We start from the raw sequence: 18,367 nt of genomic DNA on the forward strand, positions 1-18,367 counted from the left end.
GTCATCGCGTCATGGTTTGCCGACAACAAATGTCAAACGGTGCTTCATCATCGGTCAAGACGACTCTATTAGATTTTCTGCGATAGTGATTGTTTCCTAAAGTTCAGAGATCGAACTGCAAAAAAAAGGAATGCGAAGAGTGCATCTTCAAGAGATGATTGATTTCTTCACCGCGCTTATCGAGGCGCGTCAGTCCGTGCTCGAACGAGTGTGGGGCTTCCGACTGAGGCAGCTAGTGGAGACGAGAGTAAAAGCTTCCAACGTATTGGATGTTCCGACGCGTATTGCTAAAGCTCACGTCGAAGAAGCTGAAAACCGCTATGCAGATATAAAAAGACTTATTCTTGTCCAACTCGCAACGGTGCAGTCTCCAATAGAGGCGACAGTTGTCGACGCTGCCGAAATAGTGTTGACCACACGCATGGAGAGAATTCACGATGAAATAAAAGCGAGATTTCAGGACGAACTAAACGGCCAGCTCATGGGTAACTATGTTATCGCGTTGTCTCAGTTCCTCGATGCAAAGCATAAAGCCGCGCTCATGTGGGTTGCACTGGCTATCCGTGAAGAAGCTGAGGTATCCATGCAGCAGCGTCGGATCCGTGAAGCCACCCTCGATTCCGCCAAGGCGAGCATGCGTGCTGCCGTGGCTGGCGAGAAGGCAGCAGCCGAAACTGCCGCTTCGGCTGCGTCTGCCTCGAAGAGTGCTTTTTGGACGAAAGTATCAGCCATCGGAACAGTCGTTGCAGCAGTGGCAACAGCAGCAGCGGCAATTGCCACAGCGGTGGCTTCTGTCCACCCTTCTGAACCACCAATCCGGAAAGTAATCAACCAAGAGATATCGAACCATCGCGCGGTCAGTACAAGTGAAGCTGAGTAGACTACTGATCGGCCGGTGGCGCCGTGGTGGGCGTTCGCGTATCTGAGGCAACTCTAAACGCGACGAAAAACGTACGCCTCGGAACTAAGGTGATTTAGCAGCTGAAGTAGTAAACCCGGTTTGTCGCGGAACGAAAATGGAAGATTGGCCGCTGCACTTTGAGCCGTGACCCGCTAGTCCTTCCTATGCTGAGGCTGCAATTAGGCCCGTGCCTCGTCCGATATCGCCACCGGCGGCGCACGTCCTGCAACGGCCAGTTTATGGTTTCGATGATGAGCCAAGTTATGCTCTGACGAACAATTTGGCTTGATTAGCGGGTATGCGGAAGGTGCCAGATTCCACTGCGAGTCGAGTCGATGGGCGGCGCATTTTTTACGAGGTTCGAGATTGCGGCCTATAGTTCAAGGTCTCTGGCGCTCTTTCTGGCCAAGATGGCGGGTTGGCTGGCTAGTCACCCGGCCCCAAGATTTGGTGGCCACAAAGGAGCCTGCACTGACGCTCACCTTGGACAGTACGCGCGTACTAACCACACGCCACAAAGCGCACACCCACCCCATCTAATCCCGACAGACGCCCCGACGGCGAATCGCTAGCTTCGTCTAGCCATCCGCGAATCCGATTTTTCTTGCAACGCCTCGCGAATGACCATGACCCCCAAAGTCATGAAGCGCGAGCCGTGAGTGCCGTTAACACCCACGACCCGCTAACCATCTCCAACTTACTAAGAGTTGATCATGGCTATCCGCGATCATACGGCAGGCATTCGCCCGTTAGTTCCCGCTGACCACACCCTCACTGGCCCTCCCGACGCCCTTCCTCCCGCACGCGTCGCGTGGCCCGAGACCTCCCCTCGAAGCACTCGCGCAGACATCGCCTTGGCGGTGCTCACGCTCACGCGCCTGCGTCACGACAGTGAGCAATGCCGCAAGGCGCAGGCCAGGGGATTCCCCGGCAGATCGTTGGTGTGGCCGCTTTCCGCGGCGGAAACCACCCGCCTTGGCACCGCGGTCGAAAGCCTGCAGCAGTACGCCAGGCTGCTCGGCCAAGTGCCACGAGTGAGTTCTCCGCACGGCCATTGATCGCCCCGGCGGCGCATCGTTCTGCATGGCGGTGCGCCGCAACCTGGGGATCACTGACATAACCACTAGGCATTCGCTGGCACGAATGACCGTAGGCGCGCGCCTGATCTAAGGGCGTGCCTGACAGGGGAGCAAGTCCATGGAACTGATCAAGCTTGGGCCGCGCCTGGGCGTGGATGCGTCGCTGCGTCTGCGCTCTCCCGGGGACGTGCTGTTGCACGACTACATGCGTGCGGAGGGGCTCAACCCCGCGCAATTCGCACGCCGCACCGGCATCGCTGCGGTGCATATCAAGGAAATCCTCGCCGGCCAACGATCCGTATCGCCAAGGAACGCGATACGGCTGGCCATCGCGCTGGATACATCGGCGCTCTATTGGCTGGTGTTGCAGGCGCGCTATGACCTGGCGTGCGAGGCGCGAGGCATCGCTGGAACCGCTCGCTTTGCGGCGGGCACCGAAGCCGTTCCCGACATCCGTTAGCCGCGCCTTGAAGGCAGCTCACGCGAGTCACCCACCACCCTTTCACTACCAAAGGAATCGATCATGGCTACGCCAGATCTGCAGGTACGCACGTGTCCGTCGTTTGCATTGCGCCCGTTCGCACCGCACTCCGTGCGAAGTGCGCCGGCTCACGACGCAGCAAGGCCGCCCATGACGGGTGTCGGCGCGCTGCGGCATTGCCGCCGTTCCGCCCTGGCCATCGCCTTGCTGGGTTTGTGTGCAACGAGCGTGTCGCCGGCTGTCGCCGCCGATCCGCAGGCATCCGGACGCAGTACTGAAACGGAAACCAAGAAGGCCGGTGTCGATCAGAAGCCCGTGGCCAAGAAACTCGAAGCGGTCACGGTAACCGGTTCGTTGATTCCCCAGGTCGAGATCGAAACCGCCGCGCCGTTGATCACCCTCTCCGGCAACGCGCTGCAGACCCGCGGTTTCGCCACGGTGGCCGAGGCGCTGAAGCAATCGTCGGTGGCCACCGGCAGCGTGCAGGGTGAGCAGACCTCGGGATCGTTCACGCAGGGCGCGCAGACACTCAGCCTGTTCGGCATGCCGCCGGGTTTCACCAAATACCTGATCGATGGCCGGCCGATGGGCAATTTCCCCGCGCTGTACAACGGGCGGGATGTGTTCAACAACGTGTCGGGCATCCCGATGCAGTTGGTGGATCGCATCGAGATCCTGCCGGGCGCGCAGTCGTCGTTGTACGGTTCAGATGCGATCGCTGGCGTCATCAACATCGTGCTGAAGAAGCACGTCGATGGCGCGGCGCTGGACGCGCGCTACGGCATTTACCAGGAGGGCGGTGGCACCAGTCGGCGGTTTAGCTTCAGCGACGGGTTCCAGCGTGGCCGCTTCAACCTGATGGGTGGGGTGCAATACGAGAACGTCGATCCGATCTGGGGCTATCAGCGTGAGCTTACCCGCCGCCGCAATACCGATGGCACCGGCCCTTCGATCGCCAGCGCCGACTACATGCTGACCAGCGGCACCACCGGTCGCTACATCAACGTGGAAAAAGTCGACACCAGCGCCTGCAGTCGCGTGGCCGAACAGTTTGCCGGCACTACCGGCTATCGCGTGCGTGTACCCAATGGAAGCTACTGCGGCTCATTCTACACGCCGGGTTACCGCACGCTAGGCAACGCCACCGAAAACGCGCAGATGTATACGCATGCCACCTACGATGCGGGCGAACACGTGCAGTTGTACGGCGACCTGCTCTACAACTACAACGAGACCCGTTACGCCTCGGGCTCCAATTACACGTGGTGGGGTAGCAGCAGCAAATACCGCTATTTCTACGATACGAAGTTGCGCGACTACGTGCAGATGCAGCGCGTGTTCTCGCCGGAGGACGTGGGCGGCTACGACTCCACCATGAACAAGTCCACGGAGAACGCGTACATGCTGACGCTGGGTTCACAAGGGCGCCTGGGTTCGAGTGCGTGGGATTACGACCTCGGTTTCACGCATTCGGACGATCAGCTGAATCAGCGCGGGTTTGCGCGCTGGGCCGATCCGATCAACGACTACTTCGCCAAGCACGTGCTGGGCCCCGACCTGGGGCCGGACCCGCGCGGCCGCGGCTATCGAAGCTTCGCGCCCGACTACGCTGCGTTCTACACCCCCATGTCGGTCGCCGACTTCCGCAGTTTCACCGGCTACACCAGCAGCCGGAGCAAAACCTGGGACAACCTGGTGCGCGGCCAGCTCACCAACGCCTCGTTGTTTACCTTGCCGGGTGGCGATGCGGGCATCGCCGCCGTGCTGGAGGCCGGCAACCAGGGCTGGAATTACACGCCGGACGCACGCCTGATGGATGGCCGCGTGTGGGGCATGACGGCGGTGCAGGGCGCGGGTCACCGTTCGCGTTACGCCGGCACGCTGGAGTTGCGCGCGCCGGTGTGGCGTCAGCTGACCGTCGATGCTTCGGCGCGCTATGACAGTTACAAGGTGGCGGGGAAGCAGGTGGACAGTGCCACCTGGAACCTCGGCCTGGAATATCGACCGATCGAGACGTTGCTGTTGCGCGGCAAGGTCGGCACCGCCTTCAAGGCGCCGTCGCTATCCGATCAGTTCCAAGGCCTGAGTGGCTTCTACAGCAGCGCAACGGATTACTTCAATTGCGCCGCACTGGGTTACCGCGGACCCAAGATCGACCAGTGCCCGACCCGCTATGGCAACGCGCAGTACTTTGGCCAGCAGTCGGGCAACCCGGCGCTGAAGCCGATCGAGGCGAACGCCTGGAGCTACGGCGTGGTGTGGTCGCCGTTGACCCGCATGGCGGTCAGCGTCGACTACCTGCACTGGAACGTGCGAGGCGAAGTGCAGAACCAGAGCGTGGACTCGCTGCTCAACGACGAGATGCTGTGCCGGCTTGGCGAGCGGGACATCAACTCGCCGTCCTGCCGTGTCGCCCTGGCGCAGATAAAGCGCAGTGTCGGCGTCGCCAACGACGGCACCATCGGCGATATCACGTCGATCTATCGCACCAAGGTCAATGTCTCGCGCCGTGTCATCAATGCGCTGGTCGCGGATTTTCGCTATGGCTTCGGCATAGGGCGTTATGGCGACCTGAGCTTTACCGCCACCTACACCGACATGCTCAAGCACGACTATCAACCGTATGCCGGCGATCCGATGGCCGACCGTCTGCGCGACCCCACGTGGAGCACCGATTTCAAGACACGCGCCAATGCCTCGGCGAACTGGCATCGCGGCGACTGGTCAGCCACCCTCTACGCCAACCGCTACGGCAAGACGCCCAACTACCTCGCCTCCAACAATGGCTACGCGTATGCAGGGGCGGGCACCCTGGCACCATGGATTCGTTACAACGCCAGCGTGTCGTACCAGCCGATGCCGAGCTTGCTGCTCTCGATGCAGGTCAACAACTTGTTCGATGCGATGCCGCCGCGTGATCGCAGCTATCCGGGCACGTCTGGAGCGCCGTATAACTCGAGCAACTATGACGTGTATGGCAGAGCGTATTACTTGCAGGCGACTTATCGGTTTGGTGAGCGCAAGCGGTAGGGGCGTTTGGCTGGGGAACCGCGGTGGCCTGGTGCCCATCAGGCAGGCCACTTCGGTGTGCAGCGACAAAACGGGCGATTACCCTTTGGCATGGCTGGGGAAGAGGAAGAATGGTGCCAGGGACAATAAGCTACGCCCAGCGATGCTTGCTTAATTGTCCCTGGCACCATTTCTTAGGCACCATTTCTTCTTTCTTGCCGCTTCCCTGGAAAGTCCACTCTGGCCCCGGCTTTGATCACCAGGCTTCTATCACCAGGCTTCTGAAGGAGTGCCCATCGATGCGTGTGTCTCGCTTGTGTCTGATGTTGGTCCTGGGTGCGCTGCATTACTCGCCTATGGCGGCGGCGCAGCCCGAGTGTCTGGTCCCGCTACATCAGGCGGGCACGCCTTGCCGCATGGCACTGGATGGCGGGCGTCTCTCGGTCAGCCTGACGCCGGATGAAATCAAGGAGGGAAGGTCGGAGCTGTTGGCGGCCGCTGACGGAAGGGTGCCCTCCAATGTGCAAGGCGGCCTGTTGTTCGATGCGCAGTTGATTCGCCGAGAGGATGACAGCGTTCCGGGGCAGTCCGTCTGGACGCTGAAGGCGACCCATGTGCTGGCAGAACTACCCGGAGCGTTCAAGGATCGCCAGATTCAGGTCGTATCGCCTGCGCCAGGAAACGGTGGTACCGGTTTTCATCCTGGCCAGCTCTACAGGGTATTTGCCGCTAAGTTCAACGGCAGGTTCTACGTCTGGGATGGAACTGTCGCACCGCTCAACTAGTGCCAGTTCTGGTGAGCGCAAGCGGGGGCGGCGTTCGGTTTGGAAAAATGGTGTCAGGGACAATTAGGTAGGCCCAGCTGTCTCAGGCCCAAACTTGGGCCATCTCACTCTGATCCCGGCTTTCGCCGGGTTTTCGGCTTTGGCCGATAGCGCTATTCAGATCACCTCGAAAAAGAGCATCGGCGCCATTCGTACCAAAGCAGCACTCCGTCAGAAGCGACCATCCCGCGCAGCGGATTCTCGATGCGCTTGGCGATATAGCCTCCTTCAGGCCGAAACGGAGCCGCTCAGCAGCATGGTTGCGGCAACTGCATCGGCCGTAGAGCGAACGGTCGCCTCAAATACTTGCGGGTCGATCTGACCTGGCGCAAGCAGATCCTGTCACTTCGTTCCATCGCGCGGTGCGCCGGCAGGTGCGCTGCGCAGGCGCTCGCCAGCTGCTGAAAATCGTCACCTGACGCAGCGTGTGCTCAGTGCTCTATTACCGTTGGCGAAAAAGTCTTCATGCACTTTTCACGAGATGCGCAATCGTAAGATAGATCGATACAAATTGTGATGGAGTTCATATTTATTTCGTCGATCGCCACTCACAAGTTTCTCCTTGTGGTGCCATCCTTCGGGCGCGACAGCTGCAATTCAGTTTGAAACAGTCCGGGTATTTCCAGGGGGGCTGCGCGTCAAGTGTTGCTTGATGACGCGGTTGTCGCATCAACGGAACGAAGCGAATCAGGCCGATTTCCCCAGTCATGCCGTTTCGTTTGAGTCTTCGTCATAAAACAGGGGCTGTGCAGGGTTCTTAGTAGCCGAGCGCATCGACTCGATTCCTGACCTTTAAAAAAACGTTCATGCGAATGCGTGGGCGCAGGGTGTCGTTTTGCCCTGTGCACGAGGCTGCCGCGTGCGCGGTAGGTCGACTGCGCCCAGCACTTTGTCCTGACCGCATCCCTGATGCCATTTGAGCCATAAGGGAGCCAGGCATGAACAAGATCTATCGGAAAGTATGGAGCCGCGCGCTGAGTCAGCTCGTGGTGGTTTCGGAACTGGCCTCGTGCCAGCGCAGTGGTGGACAGGGGCAGCGAGCGGATGGGCGCTCACCGTTGTCGCGGCCACGACCAGGAATCTTGATCTTGCTGGCTGCCGCGGGCGGGATCGGCTGGGTCTTGCCGGCGCATGCGCAGTCGGTGGACTGCAACCCGGCGCCCTTCAACGCCTATAACAGCACGGCCTCATGCATGGGCTTCGGCGCCACCGCCAGTGGGGTCGGCGCGACTGCGCTCGGTTCGATCTCCAACGCGTCCGTACTGGGTGCGGTCGCGGTGGGATACAACGCGCAAAGTACGGGGCAGAATGGCGTGGCGCTCGGTTTTCAGGCCAATGCCGCCTTTATCAATTCCATTTATATCGGAGCGCGTACCGCGGCAGGTACGGGCGCGCTGGCCAATAGCGCCATCGGCGTTGGCACCGACGTCACCGCTTCCGGCAACTCCTCGATTGCCTTTGGAACCCAGGCGATATCCACGGCGAGCAACGCGATGGCCATCGGCATCATCGCCAACGCCACGGGTGCTTCGGCGATTGCGCAAGGCGATGGCGCATCGTCAGCCTCGACCAGCAGCGTCGCCATTGGCACGCATGCCTCGGCCGATGTGAACTCGGCCAACAGCGTCGTCATCGGTAGCGTATCCAAAGCGGTAGGTGCCTTGAATGCCGTTGCGCTGGGTACGTCCGCGCAGGTGAACAACGGTCAGGCCACTGCCCTGGGTGGCTTTACCAATGCCACCGGCGAGGGCGCAACGGCTGTCGGCCTGTCGACGCAAAGCCTGTTTGCCCACGCGACCGCGGTGGGCTGGCAAGCGTATGCAACGGCGCTCAACGCGATCTATCTGGGTGCCCGCACGACCGGAACCGGCGCATCGGCCGAGTCGGCCATCGCCATCGGCACGGATGTGAACTCCTCGGGCACCTATGCCATCGGCATGGGCTTGCAGGCGAATGCGAGCCAGACCGATGCCATCGCTATCGGCAGGCAGGCCTTGGCCACCGGCGAGAATTCGATGTACATAGGATCGCTCCCTAGCGGCATCGCCGGCAGCGGCGCCACGGCAAACAACGCCATTGCCCTGGGTATCGATGACACCGCCAGCGGCGTGGGATCCGTTGCACTTGGCAACTTTACGGTTGCGTCGGGTACGAACAGCACAGCGTTGGGATCCAGTACCGCTTCGGCTCTGAATGCCGTGGCAGTGGGCCGCGGAAATAATGCGTCGGCTGCCGATGCCACAGCGATCGGCTTTTCGTCGCAGGCGCAAGCGGCTTCTACGCTGGCGATCGGCGATACGAACACTGTGGCGGCTGCAGCGGGCACGGGCTCCATCGCTGGCGGTCACAACTCGCAAGTGAACGGCGGTACTGGCGCAGTGGCGCTAGGCGAGGGGCAGGTTGCCAACGGCAACGGCGCGGTCGCCATCGGCGATCCGAACTCCGCCAACGGCAACGGTGCGGTAGCCACGGGTGCCAACGACACCGCCAACGGCGATGGCGCGGTGGCGATCGGCAACACCAACAATGCGCAGGGCGTTGGCTCGGTGGCCGTGGGCAATGGCAGCAGCGCACTGGCCGCAGGTGCGGTGGCATTCGGCAACGCAGCTACCGCCAACAACGCGAACGATGTCGCGCTGGGCTCGGGCTCGACCACGGCAGCCGCCGTGCAAACCGCCAACACCACTATCAACGGCACCACGTACAACTTCGCCGGCACCACGCCGACCAGCACGGTGAGCGTGGGTGCTTTGAATACGGAGCGCACCATCACCAACGTCGCTGCGGGCCGCATCAGCGGTTCCAGCACGGATGCCATCAACGGCTCGCAGTTGTTCGCCACCAACCAGGCGGTGAATACAGTGGGCAGCACGGTGACCAACCTCGGCAACACCATCGCCACCAGCATCGGCGGTGGCACCACCTACAACCCGACCACCGGCGCCGTGACCACCAATGTCAGCTATGGCGGCACGACGTATACCTCGCTGCAGCAGGTATTCGACCAGATCGACGGTTCAGTGGCTGGCGGCGGTGGTATCAAGTACTTCCACGCCAACTCCATCCTGGCCGACTCGCAGGCCATCGGCGCGAACAGCGTCGCGGTGGGGCCGGTGTCTACCGCCAGTACCACCAACGCGGTGTCGATCGGCAATGGCGCCGTCGCCGCCACCAACCCGGGCGACGTGGCGTTGGGTTCCGGTGCAAGCACGGGTGCCGTGGTGCAGACCGGCAGTGGCACGGTCGCGGGAACTACCTACACCTATGCCGGCGCGACGCCGCTCAGTACGGTCAGCGTGGGCAGCGTGGGCAATGAGCGCACGATCACCAACGTGGCGGCGGGACAAGTGAATGGGTCGAGCACGGATGCGATCAACGGCTCGCAGTTGTTCGCCACGAACCAGGCGGTGGACAACCTGAGCAACGCGGTCACCGCTGGCGCCACGCACTACTACAGCGTCAACGACAACGGTGTGCAGGGCGGCAACTACGCCAACAACGGCGCAACGGGCATCAACGCGCTCGCCGCAGGCGTGGGCGCAGCGGCCACCGCAGACAACGGCACCGCGCTGGGTCAGAACAGCAACGTCTCGGTGCTTGGCGGTGTGGCGTTGGGCTCAGGCGCCGTTTCCGATCGTGCCATCGCACCGACTTCCGGCTCCATCACCGTGGGCACCAACACCATTCCCTACAACACCACCGATCGCAATCTGCTCGGCGCGGTCTCGGTGGGCAACGCCACCGATTTCCGCCAGATCACCAATGTGGCGGACGGCACGCTGGATCAGGATGCGGTGACGTTGCGCCAGCTCAAGGGCGCGATGAGTTCGTTCTCGGTCACGCCGATCAAGTACTTCCACGCCAACTCCACCGCATCCGATTCACTGGCGGTGGGCGCGGAGTCGGTCGCCATCGGTCCGCAGACCACGGTGAACGGCGATAACGGCATCGGCATGGGCAATGGTGCGATCGTGCAACAGACCGCGCCGGGCGGTACGGCGATCGGCCAGAACGCCACCGTGAATCTCGCCGATGGCGTCGCGCTTGGCACCAACGCTACCTCCAATGGCATCCAGGCGATGGCCTTGGGTGCGGGTTCGCAGGCGGCCTTTGCCGGCAGTGTGGCCCTGGGTGCCGGATCGGTGACCGATGCGGCCGTGGGTACGACCAGCGCCACCCTCGGCGGCACCACCTACAACTTCGCCGGCACCACGCCGGGAGCGACGGTGAGCGTCGGCACCGTGGGTGCGGAACGGACGCTCACCAACGTGGCGGCAGGTCGTATCAGTGGCAGCAGCACGGATGCGATCAACGGTTCGCAGCTGTATGCGACCAACCAGTCGTTGAACTCGCTGTACACGCAGTTCAACAACCTCGCCAACGTCGTCAACAATCTGCCGCCGGCAAGTGGTGGCGGTGGCGGCGGCGGTACCACCACGGTGAACAACACCTACCAGACGAGCACCAACAACACGACCGTGGCGTCGGCGACGGGCAACAACTCCACCGCGGCCGGCGCCGGTTCCACGGCATCGGGCAACAACTCCACTGCGGCGGGTGCCGGCTCCACGGCGTCGGGCAACACCAGCACGGCGGTCGGCAGCGGTTCCAGTGCCACGGGTGACAACAGCGTTGCCATCGGCGCGGGTTCGGTAGCGTCCACCAGCAACGCGGTGTCTGTCGGTTCGCCCGGCAATGAACGCACCATCACCAACGTGGCCAACGGTGTGAATGCCACCGATGCGGTGAACGTGGGCCAGCTCGGCGAAGCCATCAACCAGGCCGAGAACTGGTCGAAGGATTACGTCGACCAACGCTTCCAAACCGTCGACCGCCAGCTCAATCAAATCGGCAACCGCGCCAACGCGGGCATTGCCTCGGCGATGGCGCTGGCGAGCCTGCCGCAAGCTTATCAGCCGAATCAGAGTTCGGCAGCGGTCTCGCTTGGTGCATTCCACGGTGAAACCGGTATTGCCATTGGCGTGTCCACCATCACCGAAAGCGGTCGCTACGTGTTCAAGCTCAACGCCACCACCAACTCGCGCGGCGATGCCGGCGCGGGCGTGGGCGCGGGCGTGGTCTGGTAATGGGCGCCGCTCGGCGCCATGCGCCGGGGCGCCTCCCGAAAGCATCCAGGAGTCATCGATATGCATAAGTCATGGAAACAGATCAGCGTGGCCATCGCCGCCACACTCGCACTGGCCGCTTGCGGCAACGTCAGCCACGACGTGGCCAAGGACGGCCACTCGGCCGGCGAACTGGTGTGGCCGACACCCGATCAGGTAACGCCCATGCACAAGGGCGGCACCTTCCCGAATCTCGCCAACTTGCGGCAGATGCGTGCGGGCCTCAACAAGCAACAAGTCTCTGACCTGATCGGCTATCCGCACTTCAGCGAAGGCGTGTGGGGCGTGCGCGAGTGGAATTACGTGTTCAACTTCCGCAAGCCCGATAGCGACGACGTAACGGTATGCCAGTACAAGGTGCTGTTCGACGATGGCAAGGTCGCGCGCAGCTTCTACTGGAAACCCGAATCGTGCGCCGCGCTGCTCGTGGAGCAGAAGCCCGCTGCTCCGCCCAGGGAAGAGATGCCGCAGCACTTCACGCTTTCAGCCGATGCGCTCTTCGCATTTGGCAAGGCGGATATCACGCCTGAGGGACGCAACGCGTTGGCGAACCTGGCCACAGCGTTGCGTGCGCACGGCGACCAGGTGCGGAGCATCCACGTCACCGGCTATACGGATCGCCTCGGCAGCACAGCCAGCAACCAACGGCTATCCGAACGCAGGGCACAGGCGGTGATGGACGTTCTCGTGCAGGACGACCTGCCGTCGTCGAAGATCCAGGTAGAAGGGCGAGGCGAGAGCGATCCAGTGAAGGATTGCCCCGATGGACCGCATGCACAACTGGTGGCGTGTCTTGCACCCAACCGGCGTGTCGAAGTGAGAATCGACCGGTAATGGTGTCTGGCTTCGGCGGCTAACGTGAGTTGCCGCCGAAGCTGCTGTAACGCAGGCATGGCCATGTGCTGACTGTCCCAGGCGCCATTTCCGGCGCCTGGACGGCTTGGTCAGAACGATGATCGCCCCGCGGGTCGAAAGTAATTTCGAAGCGATGGCACGCATCCGGCATGTCGTTTGCCATGGCTTTCTGCTCACGCGTTCGAATGGATCGATGAAAAGCTGGCGTTTAAGAGACTTTCTTTTTCGCTATGCGCGCCACAGGAGGAAATACGCAAGATCCAGCGATGAATGGCCGCCGCAACATCCACATCAATGTCACACGACCGTGACCTACTGAAAGTGAGTGTCGGCCCACGGCATGCGTGCCGTCATGGACTAAAACTCGCTACTTCGAAAACACTTTGAGCAAGGACCCATCTTATGAAGAAACCGACACTCGCACTGGCGCTAGGCGCCGCGCTGCTGCTTTCGAATGCAGCCATGGCCCAGGAGCACGATCATCCCGGCAATGACCAGCATCGGGAAAACGCGGTAATGCACGATCGCGGTGCCAAGGAAGGGTGGTACAAGAAGGGCGGCACGGTTCCGCGGGAATACCGCGACGATCGCTATGTCGTGTCCGACTGGCACTCCGAGCATTTGCGTGAGCCGCCCCGCGGCTACCACTGGGTTCGCAGTGACAATGGCGACTTTCTGCTGGTGGCGATCAGCACCGGTGTGATTACCGATTTGATGCTCAGTCACTAAACGTGTCTGTCGCAAAGGGGCGGGGGTAGTTAAGTCCGTATGTCCGCGCGTGCCGCGAACTGATCGAACTTAGCTATCTCCGCCCCGTATTCCGCTACTGCAAGGCGGCCCGCAGACTGGCTGCCAACTCAATGCGCTCCTCGGTGGTGTAGGGCACTTTCCTTCCCCCGTACAGCCCGTCATTGGAGTAGCGAGGAAATACATGAAGATGGTAGTGCCACACATCCTGGTTCCCGGCGGGACCGTTGTGTTGGCGAGTGGAGATGCCTTCGCACCCGAAGGCATGGCGCATCGCGTTCGCCAGGCGACGCGTGGCACGAAAGAAGTCGTTGCCAAGATCGTCCGGGATGTCCAATGCGTTCTCATAGTGGCCCCGAGGTATCACGAGGCAGTTGCCCTTTATTCCGGCGTAGTGGTGAGTCGGAACCAAAGCGAACACGTTGGCATCGACCAGGACAACGGCTGATTCCTGGGCAGGCGATGGAAGCGTCTCGGCAATGCCGCAGAACGGACACGCGTATCCGGGTGGAGCATTCTTCATAAGGCCCGACTCTCATAGACCCTGCAGTGGGGCGACTCCGGATTCTGTGAGGTGCTCCGACTACCCGTCAAGGAACACCGGGCTGACCGGCAACGGGGCTTCATATCTTCGCGGCAACCGGGCCGAGCCATCGCTGACTCGGCCCAATCAAAGGCCGTTGACCGCGCGGGGAATGCTGTTACGACACGATGCCCATGTTGGCCAGGCTGGGGTGAAGGTCTCGGACGGCGCTCAAACTTTCCAGCAGCGCACCCAGGTGCAGAATCGTGGATTCGGCAAACCACGGCGACACGAGCTGCACACCGATCGGCAGACCATCCTTGCTTGTGCCAAAGCGCAGCGACAGGCCAGGTAGTCCGGTGACGCTCAGCGGTGCGGTCGCATCCATCACGTGCAAGGAAGAGACCGTCTGACCGTTGATGACGAACTCCGCTGCGTCGTGAGCATGTGCGGGTACCGGCGTCACGGGGCAGAGCAGCGCGTCATAGCGGGCGAAGTACTGAGCGAAGCCGTCACGCATCGTCTCGATCTGTTGTTCGGCAATGACGAAATCTTCGATCGACGTGTCGGGAGTGTCGAAGACGCCCTGGACATGCTTGTAGATCAGCGCTTCGTGTCCGGCTGTCGCCTTCCTGAAAGCGGGTTTTGTCTCCATCGCCTGGAGCTTCCAAAGGAGTTCGAGCGCGTTGATCTGCTCCAGCACGGGAATGCGCACTTCTTCCACGATGACGCCCGCGCTCTTCAACGCCTCAGCCGCTGCCTTGACGGTGGCCGCCACATCGTTGTCGATCGCGCCAAATCCCGGCTCAACGAGCCAGCCGACGCGGACCGGTCGGTTCGGCACGGTGCCCACGCCGGCGTCCAGGCTGAGTGGGCTGGTGGAGAAGCCGTCAGCGCCGTCCGGACCTGCCAGGAGCGCATAAGCGAGTGCAATATCGCGAACCGAACGGGCCATGGGACCGGCGTGCCAGAAGCGACGCGGCACGCGCGGCCAGATGCCGGTCATCGGGATCCGTCCATGGGTTGCCTTGAGGCCGATGACGCCGGTCAACGCGGCGGGACCGCGGACGGAGATGGCAACGTCAGTCGCAAGACCGATGGGCGACATGCCCGCCGCGATGGCTGCCGACTCGCCGCCACTCGATCCGCCGGGTGTGCGATCAAGGTTCCAGGGATTGAGCGTGCGGCCCGAGAGCAAATTGTCGCTCTCGATCCAGTAGGAGAACTCGGGAAGATTGGTCTTGGCGAGAAGGATGCCGCCGGCCTTCTTCATCCGCGCAATGCCGGTCGCGTCGGTGTCGGGAATGCGGCCCTTGAAGATCGGCGAGCCCAACTGGGTGAGTACGCCGGCCGTATCGAAGGAATCCTTCGCCGTAAAGGGAACGCCATGCAGCGGCCCAAGCTTCTCACCCGCCAGGACGGCAGCTTCGGACACCTTCGCCGCTTTCAGCGCATCGTCGGCGACAGCAACGATGGCATTGAGCTTGGGATTGGTCAGGTGGATGCGGTCGATGTGCGCCTGCACGACCTCCACCGGTGAAACTTCCTTGGTGCGGATCAGCTCAGCGAGTTTGGTTGCATCTTGGTAGACAAGTTCGGTGCTCATAGGGGATCTCGGCTTGTTGGGTGGGGTCAACAAGGCTAGGGAGCCGGCCTACCTAACGCTTGTTAGATTGAAGGATAGACATCATGCTACGATCCCGTCAACCACTTTTCGCGCGGCTGGGTTTGGCGTTGGCTTTGGCTCTTGAGAGAATGGATCGTGAGAAAGCCGAACCGGCATCGCGAAGAAGTCTGGCTCGTGCGGCGCGTGAGTACCGCGAGACGCTCCCGTTGATCGGGCTCAGCCGACCCAGGACCCGCACGTGAACAAATCAATGAGCCCCACGATTGGCGGGCGGCTCATTTCATCGAGGATGGATTTCGTGGATAGCCAGAAAGGCACAAGTTCCAGGGACAAGATCCTGGACGTCGCGACAAAGATTGCGCAGGCACATGGCTACGGCGGACTGAACCTGCGGACGCTTGCAGAAGAAGTCGGGATCAAGGCTGCCAGCCTCTACCACCACTTCCCGAGCAAGGCCGATCTTGCCGCCGCGGTTGCCAAGCGCTACTGGGAGGACGCGGCCGCAGGACTGGAAGTGCTGTCTTCAAGGACTCAAGACCCGGCCGATCGCTTGCGGCGATTTCCCGGAACGTTTCGAAAGTCGCTGGAAAACGACAATCGCATCTGCCTGTGTAGTTTCATGACGGCGGAGTTCGACGATCTGCCGGACCCGGTGAAGAAAGAGGTCGAGACCTTCACTGACGTCAATGTCGCGTGGCTAAGCAAGACGCTTGTTGCGGCGGGCATCGTGAGTACCAAGGATGCCAAGAAGCGCGCCCATGCCATTTTCGCTGCCGTAGCGGGAGCGCAGCTGATGGCGCGCGGTCGTTCCGATATCAAACTCTTTGATGCACTGATCAAGAACTACCAGGCCGCTGGACTGCTGCCATTGTAAGAACTCTCCTTGCGTCCGATCAGCAAGAATCCCCGCCAGTTTCGGGCATGTCATCAAACGCCCCGAGAGGTACTTCGGAAGAAGCCAGACCTTCCAGTTGACGATCCAGCTCCTGGTATTCCTTCGCGAAATGCCTCTTGAAGTTCTCGAACGCGTTGACCGATTGCCACCGGTCGATGGTGAGGTAGCGGCCCGCGCGGTCGTGGCTGCGAAGTAGCCTTACTTCGAGAAACCCCGGGGCGCGCGCGAACAGCTGGGACCAGGGGCCATCGGGGCCGTAGGCGGCTTCGAAGGATGCTGTTTGATCCTCGGGTACCAGGAATTCCCAGACGATGGCGTAGCTCATCTTGTTCACCTCGGTTCCGGATGTTGACCCGATGCGATGGCGTGGCGGAAGTATCGGCTTCGCACCGTGCTTTCGACGTAATCGTTGCGACCCCACGTCGCGAGCTGGGACGCCGTGGCGGACCCCTCTTTCAGGTTATATACAAGCCTGACAGGGGGAGTAACCTCGCGCTCGCTACGTTTGAACGCGGAGCTTGGGTCATGCGCAACCTATTGAAGTACACGGTACTTGCGGGGGCTGGCGTGGTGCTCACCAGTTCGTCGCTGGTCGCGTCTTTCTCTTCGGAAATGCGGGCTTTTGATCCCGGCCTTTTGGTGACGGCGATGTGCGGGGGCGGGTCGGCCACGTCGTCGCTGACACGCAGTCTGGCGTTCGCTTCGGTGGTCGCTGGGCCGAAGGGCGCCGCCGCTGCGCCGATGCCGCTCTTTGCCGATCTCACTGCATCTCAGCTGTCGATCACGACGCGAAGCGAGCAGGCCAGGCGCTACTTCAATCAAGGCTTGATCCTCACCTATGGATTCAATCATGCAGGCGCGGTGCGGTCGTTCCGCGAGGCGCAGCGGCTCGACCCAGCGTGCGCGATGTGCTGGTGGGGCGAGGCGCTCGCGTTGGGTCCCAATATCAATGCGCCGATGGACGATCGCGACCGGAACGCGGCGCTGGCCGCGATGGATCGGGCGCGTGCACTGCGTGCGCAGGCATCGCCGCTCGAGCAGGGGCTGATCGATGCCATGGCGCGCCGCTATTCGCGCGATGCGAAGGCTGACCGCGCTGCACTCGATGGAGCCTATGCCGATGCGATGCTCGATGTGGCAACGCGCTTTCCGAAAGACGACGACGTCGCCGTGCTCGCCGCCGAAGCGGTGATGGATACCAGTCCCTGGAATTATTGGGAAGCCGACAAGCGCACGCCCGTGGGACGCAGCGGTGAGGCGGTCAGGTTGGTCGAGGCGGTGCTTGCCCGGCATCCGGAGAACCTGCAGGCGGCTCACCTCTACATTCATCTGATGGAGAACAGCGCCAACCCGCGTCTCGCGGAGGCGGCCGCGGATCGATTGGCCAAGCCGCTCGCTCCCAGCGCGGGGCATCTCGTCCACATGCCGGCGCATATCTATGCACTGACGGGTCGATACGCGGATGCCATTCGCATCAACGTTGCGGCGGCCCGGTCGGACGAGGCGCTTATTCGCCGCACGGACGATCACAGCCTCGTGCGCTACGGCTACTACCCGCACAACATCCATTTCATCGTCACTTCGGCGCAGATGGCGGGCGATATGGATACCGCCATCAACGAGGCGCGTCGTTTGCGTACCGTGCTCGACCCGGATACTTCCGCGCGCATCGCGTGGATCCAGGCGATCGATGCGGCGCCCTATCTGGCGATGGCGCAGTTTGCACAGGCCGATGCGATCCTCGCGTTGCCACCGCCGGATTCGCGTCTTCCCTATGCGGCCGCCATGCGCCTTTACGCGCGCGCGGTGGCTCATGCGCAGCGGCAGGATCGTGCGGCGTTCGACCGCGAAATCGCGGCGCTCTCCACGCTGCGCGGCTCCGATGCGTTCGCGACGATGATCGAGCAGGGCGTGCCTGCGCCCGATTTGCTGCTGCTGGCCGAAGCCGTTGCGCGAGGCCGATATGCGCAGGCCCAAGGCAGTTTCGTGGAGGCGGCCGATCACTACCGGGAAGCCATCGCGCTGGAGCGAAAGATCCCGTACCAGGAACCCGCGTACTGGTACTACCCGGTCAGCCAGTCGCTCGGCGCGGCCTTGTTCCAGGCCGGTCGCTACGACGAGGCCAGCCAGGCATTCCAGGCGGCGCTGAAGCAAACGCCGCAGAACGGCTGGGCGCTGTATGGGCTGGCGCAAAGCGAAGAGGCGCTCGGACGCGGGAGCGAAGCCGCTGCAGCGCGCCAGGCGTTTCAACGCGCCTGGCTGGGAGATCCGTCGTGGCTGCACATGGAGCGGCTCTGACG

The 18,367-nt window shown here is 62.0% G+C and carries 12 protein-coding genes and 1 pseudogene; 10 read left to right on the forward strand and 3 right to left on the reverse strand.

Annotated elements, in window-relative coordinates; translation table 11 throughout:
* The first annotated feature begins 139 nt into the window (after positions 1 to 139).
* The 8 genes and pseudogenes from ACN9MB_RS01295 (at position 140) to ACN9MB_RS01330 (ending at position 13,004) form a co-directional block, all read left to right on the forward strand.
* Entirely contained in the window at positions 140 to 880 is a 741-nt protein-coding gene (locus ACN9MB_RS01295) for a hypothetical protein (protein WP_426270498.1), read from the forward strand.
* Between the two features lie 1,218 nt (positions 881 to 2,098).
* Positions 2,099 to 2,440, forward strand: coding sequence for a HigA family addiction module antitoxin (locus ACN9MB_RS01300; protein WP_204637439.1), 342 nt, complete (start codon positions 2,099 to 2,101; stop codon positions 2,438 to 2,440).
* A 63-nt stretch (positions 2,441 to 2,503) separates the two neighbouring features.
* Entirely contained in the window at positions 2,504 to 5,491 is a 2,988-nt protein-coding gene (locus ACN9MB_RS01305) for a TonB-dependent receptor domain-containing protein (RefSeq protein WP_426270499.1), read from the forward strand.
* Positions 5,492 to 5,769: 278 nt separating this feature from the next.
* Positions 5,770 to 6,255 carry a hypothetical protein gene (locus ACN9MB_RS01310; RefSeq protein ID WP_204637440.1) on the forward strand — a complete coding sequence of 162 codons (486 nt, stop codon included), beginning with the start codon at positions 5,770 to 5,772 and terminating at the stop codon, positions 6,253 to 6,255.
* 977 nt (positions 6,256 to 7,232) lie between these two features.
* Positions 7,233 to 7,295, forward strand: a pseudogene (locus ACN9MB_RS01315) (ESPR-type extended signal peptide-containing protein); the annotation flags it as partial.
* Between the two features lie 87 nt (positions 7,296 to 7,382).
* Entirely contained in the window at positions 7,383 to 11,381 is a 3,999-nt protein-coding gene (locus tag ACN9MB_RS01320; RefSeq protein ID WP_426271869.1) for a YadA-like family protein, read from the forward strand.
* Positions 11,382 to 11,441: 60 nt separating this feature from the next.
* A complete protein-coding gene (locus tag ACN9MB_RS01325) occupies positions 11,442 to 12,254 on the forward strand; it encodes an OmpA family protein (RefSeq protein WP_426270500.1) in 813 nt (270 codons plus the stop codon).
* A gap of 423 nt (positions 12,255 to 12,677) precedes the next feature.
* Positions 12,678 to 13,004 (forward strand): RcnB family protein, encoded by a 327-nt coding sequence (locus ACN9MB_RS01330; protein ID WP_426270501.1) that lies wholly within the window; start codon positions 12,678 to 12,680, stop codon positions 13,002 to 13,004.
* A 94-nt stretch (positions 13,005 to 13,098) separates the two neighbouring features.
* Here the strand turns inward: ACN9MB_RS01330 and ACN9MB_RS01335 are convergent, their stop codons facing one another.
* Positions 13,099 to 13,545, reverse strand: coding sequence for an HIT family protein (locus ACN9MB_RS01335; RefSeq protein ID WP_426270502.1), 447 nt, complete (start codon positions 13,543 to 13,545; stop codon positions 13,099 to 13,101).
* Positions 13,546 to 13,723: 178 nt separating this feature from the next.
* Complete coding sequence (locus ACN9MB_RS01340; protein ID WP_426270503.1) at positions 13,724 to 15,151, reverse strand: amidase; 1,428 nt, start codon at positions 15,149 to 15,151, stop codon at positions 13,724 to 13,726.
* A 319-nt stretch (positions 15,152 to 15,470) separates the two neighbouring features.
* Between ACN9MB_RS01340 and ACN9MB_RS01345 the strand changes: the two genes are divergently transcribed.
* On the forward strand, positions 15,471 to 16,046 hold the full coding sequence (locus ACN9MB_RS01345; protein ID WP_426270504.1) for a TetR/AcrR family transcriptional regulator: 576 nt from the start codon (positions 15,471 to 15,473) through the stop codon (positions 16,044 to 16,046).
* 19 nt (positions 16,047 to 16,065) lie between these two features.
* Here ACN9MB_RS01345 and ACN9MB_RS01350 read toward each other — a convergent pair whose 3' ends face one another.
* Entirely contained in the window at positions 16,066 to 16,392 is a 327-nt protein-coding gene (locus ACN9MB_RS01350) for an antibiotic biosynthesis monooxygenase family protein (protein WP_426270505.1), read from the reverse strand.
* Positions 16,393 to 16,433: 41 nt separating this feature from the next.
* Between ACN9MB_RS01350 and ACN9MB_RS01355 the strand changes: the two genes are divergently transcribed.
* Positions 16,434 to 18,365 (forward strand): tetratricopeptide repeat protein, encoded by a 1,932-nt coding sequence (locus tag ACN9MB_RS01355; RefSeq protein ID WP_426270506.1) that lies wholly within the window; start codon positions 16,434 to 16,436, stop codon positions 18,363 to 18,365.
* Positions 18,366 to 18,367: the final 2 nt, after the last annotated feature.

The sequence above is a fragment of the Dyella kyungheensis genome (assembly GCF_049913195.1).
Lineage (GTDB): Bacteria > Pseudomonadota > Gammaproteobacteria > Xanthomonadales > Rhodanobacteraceae > Dyella > Dyella kyungheensis.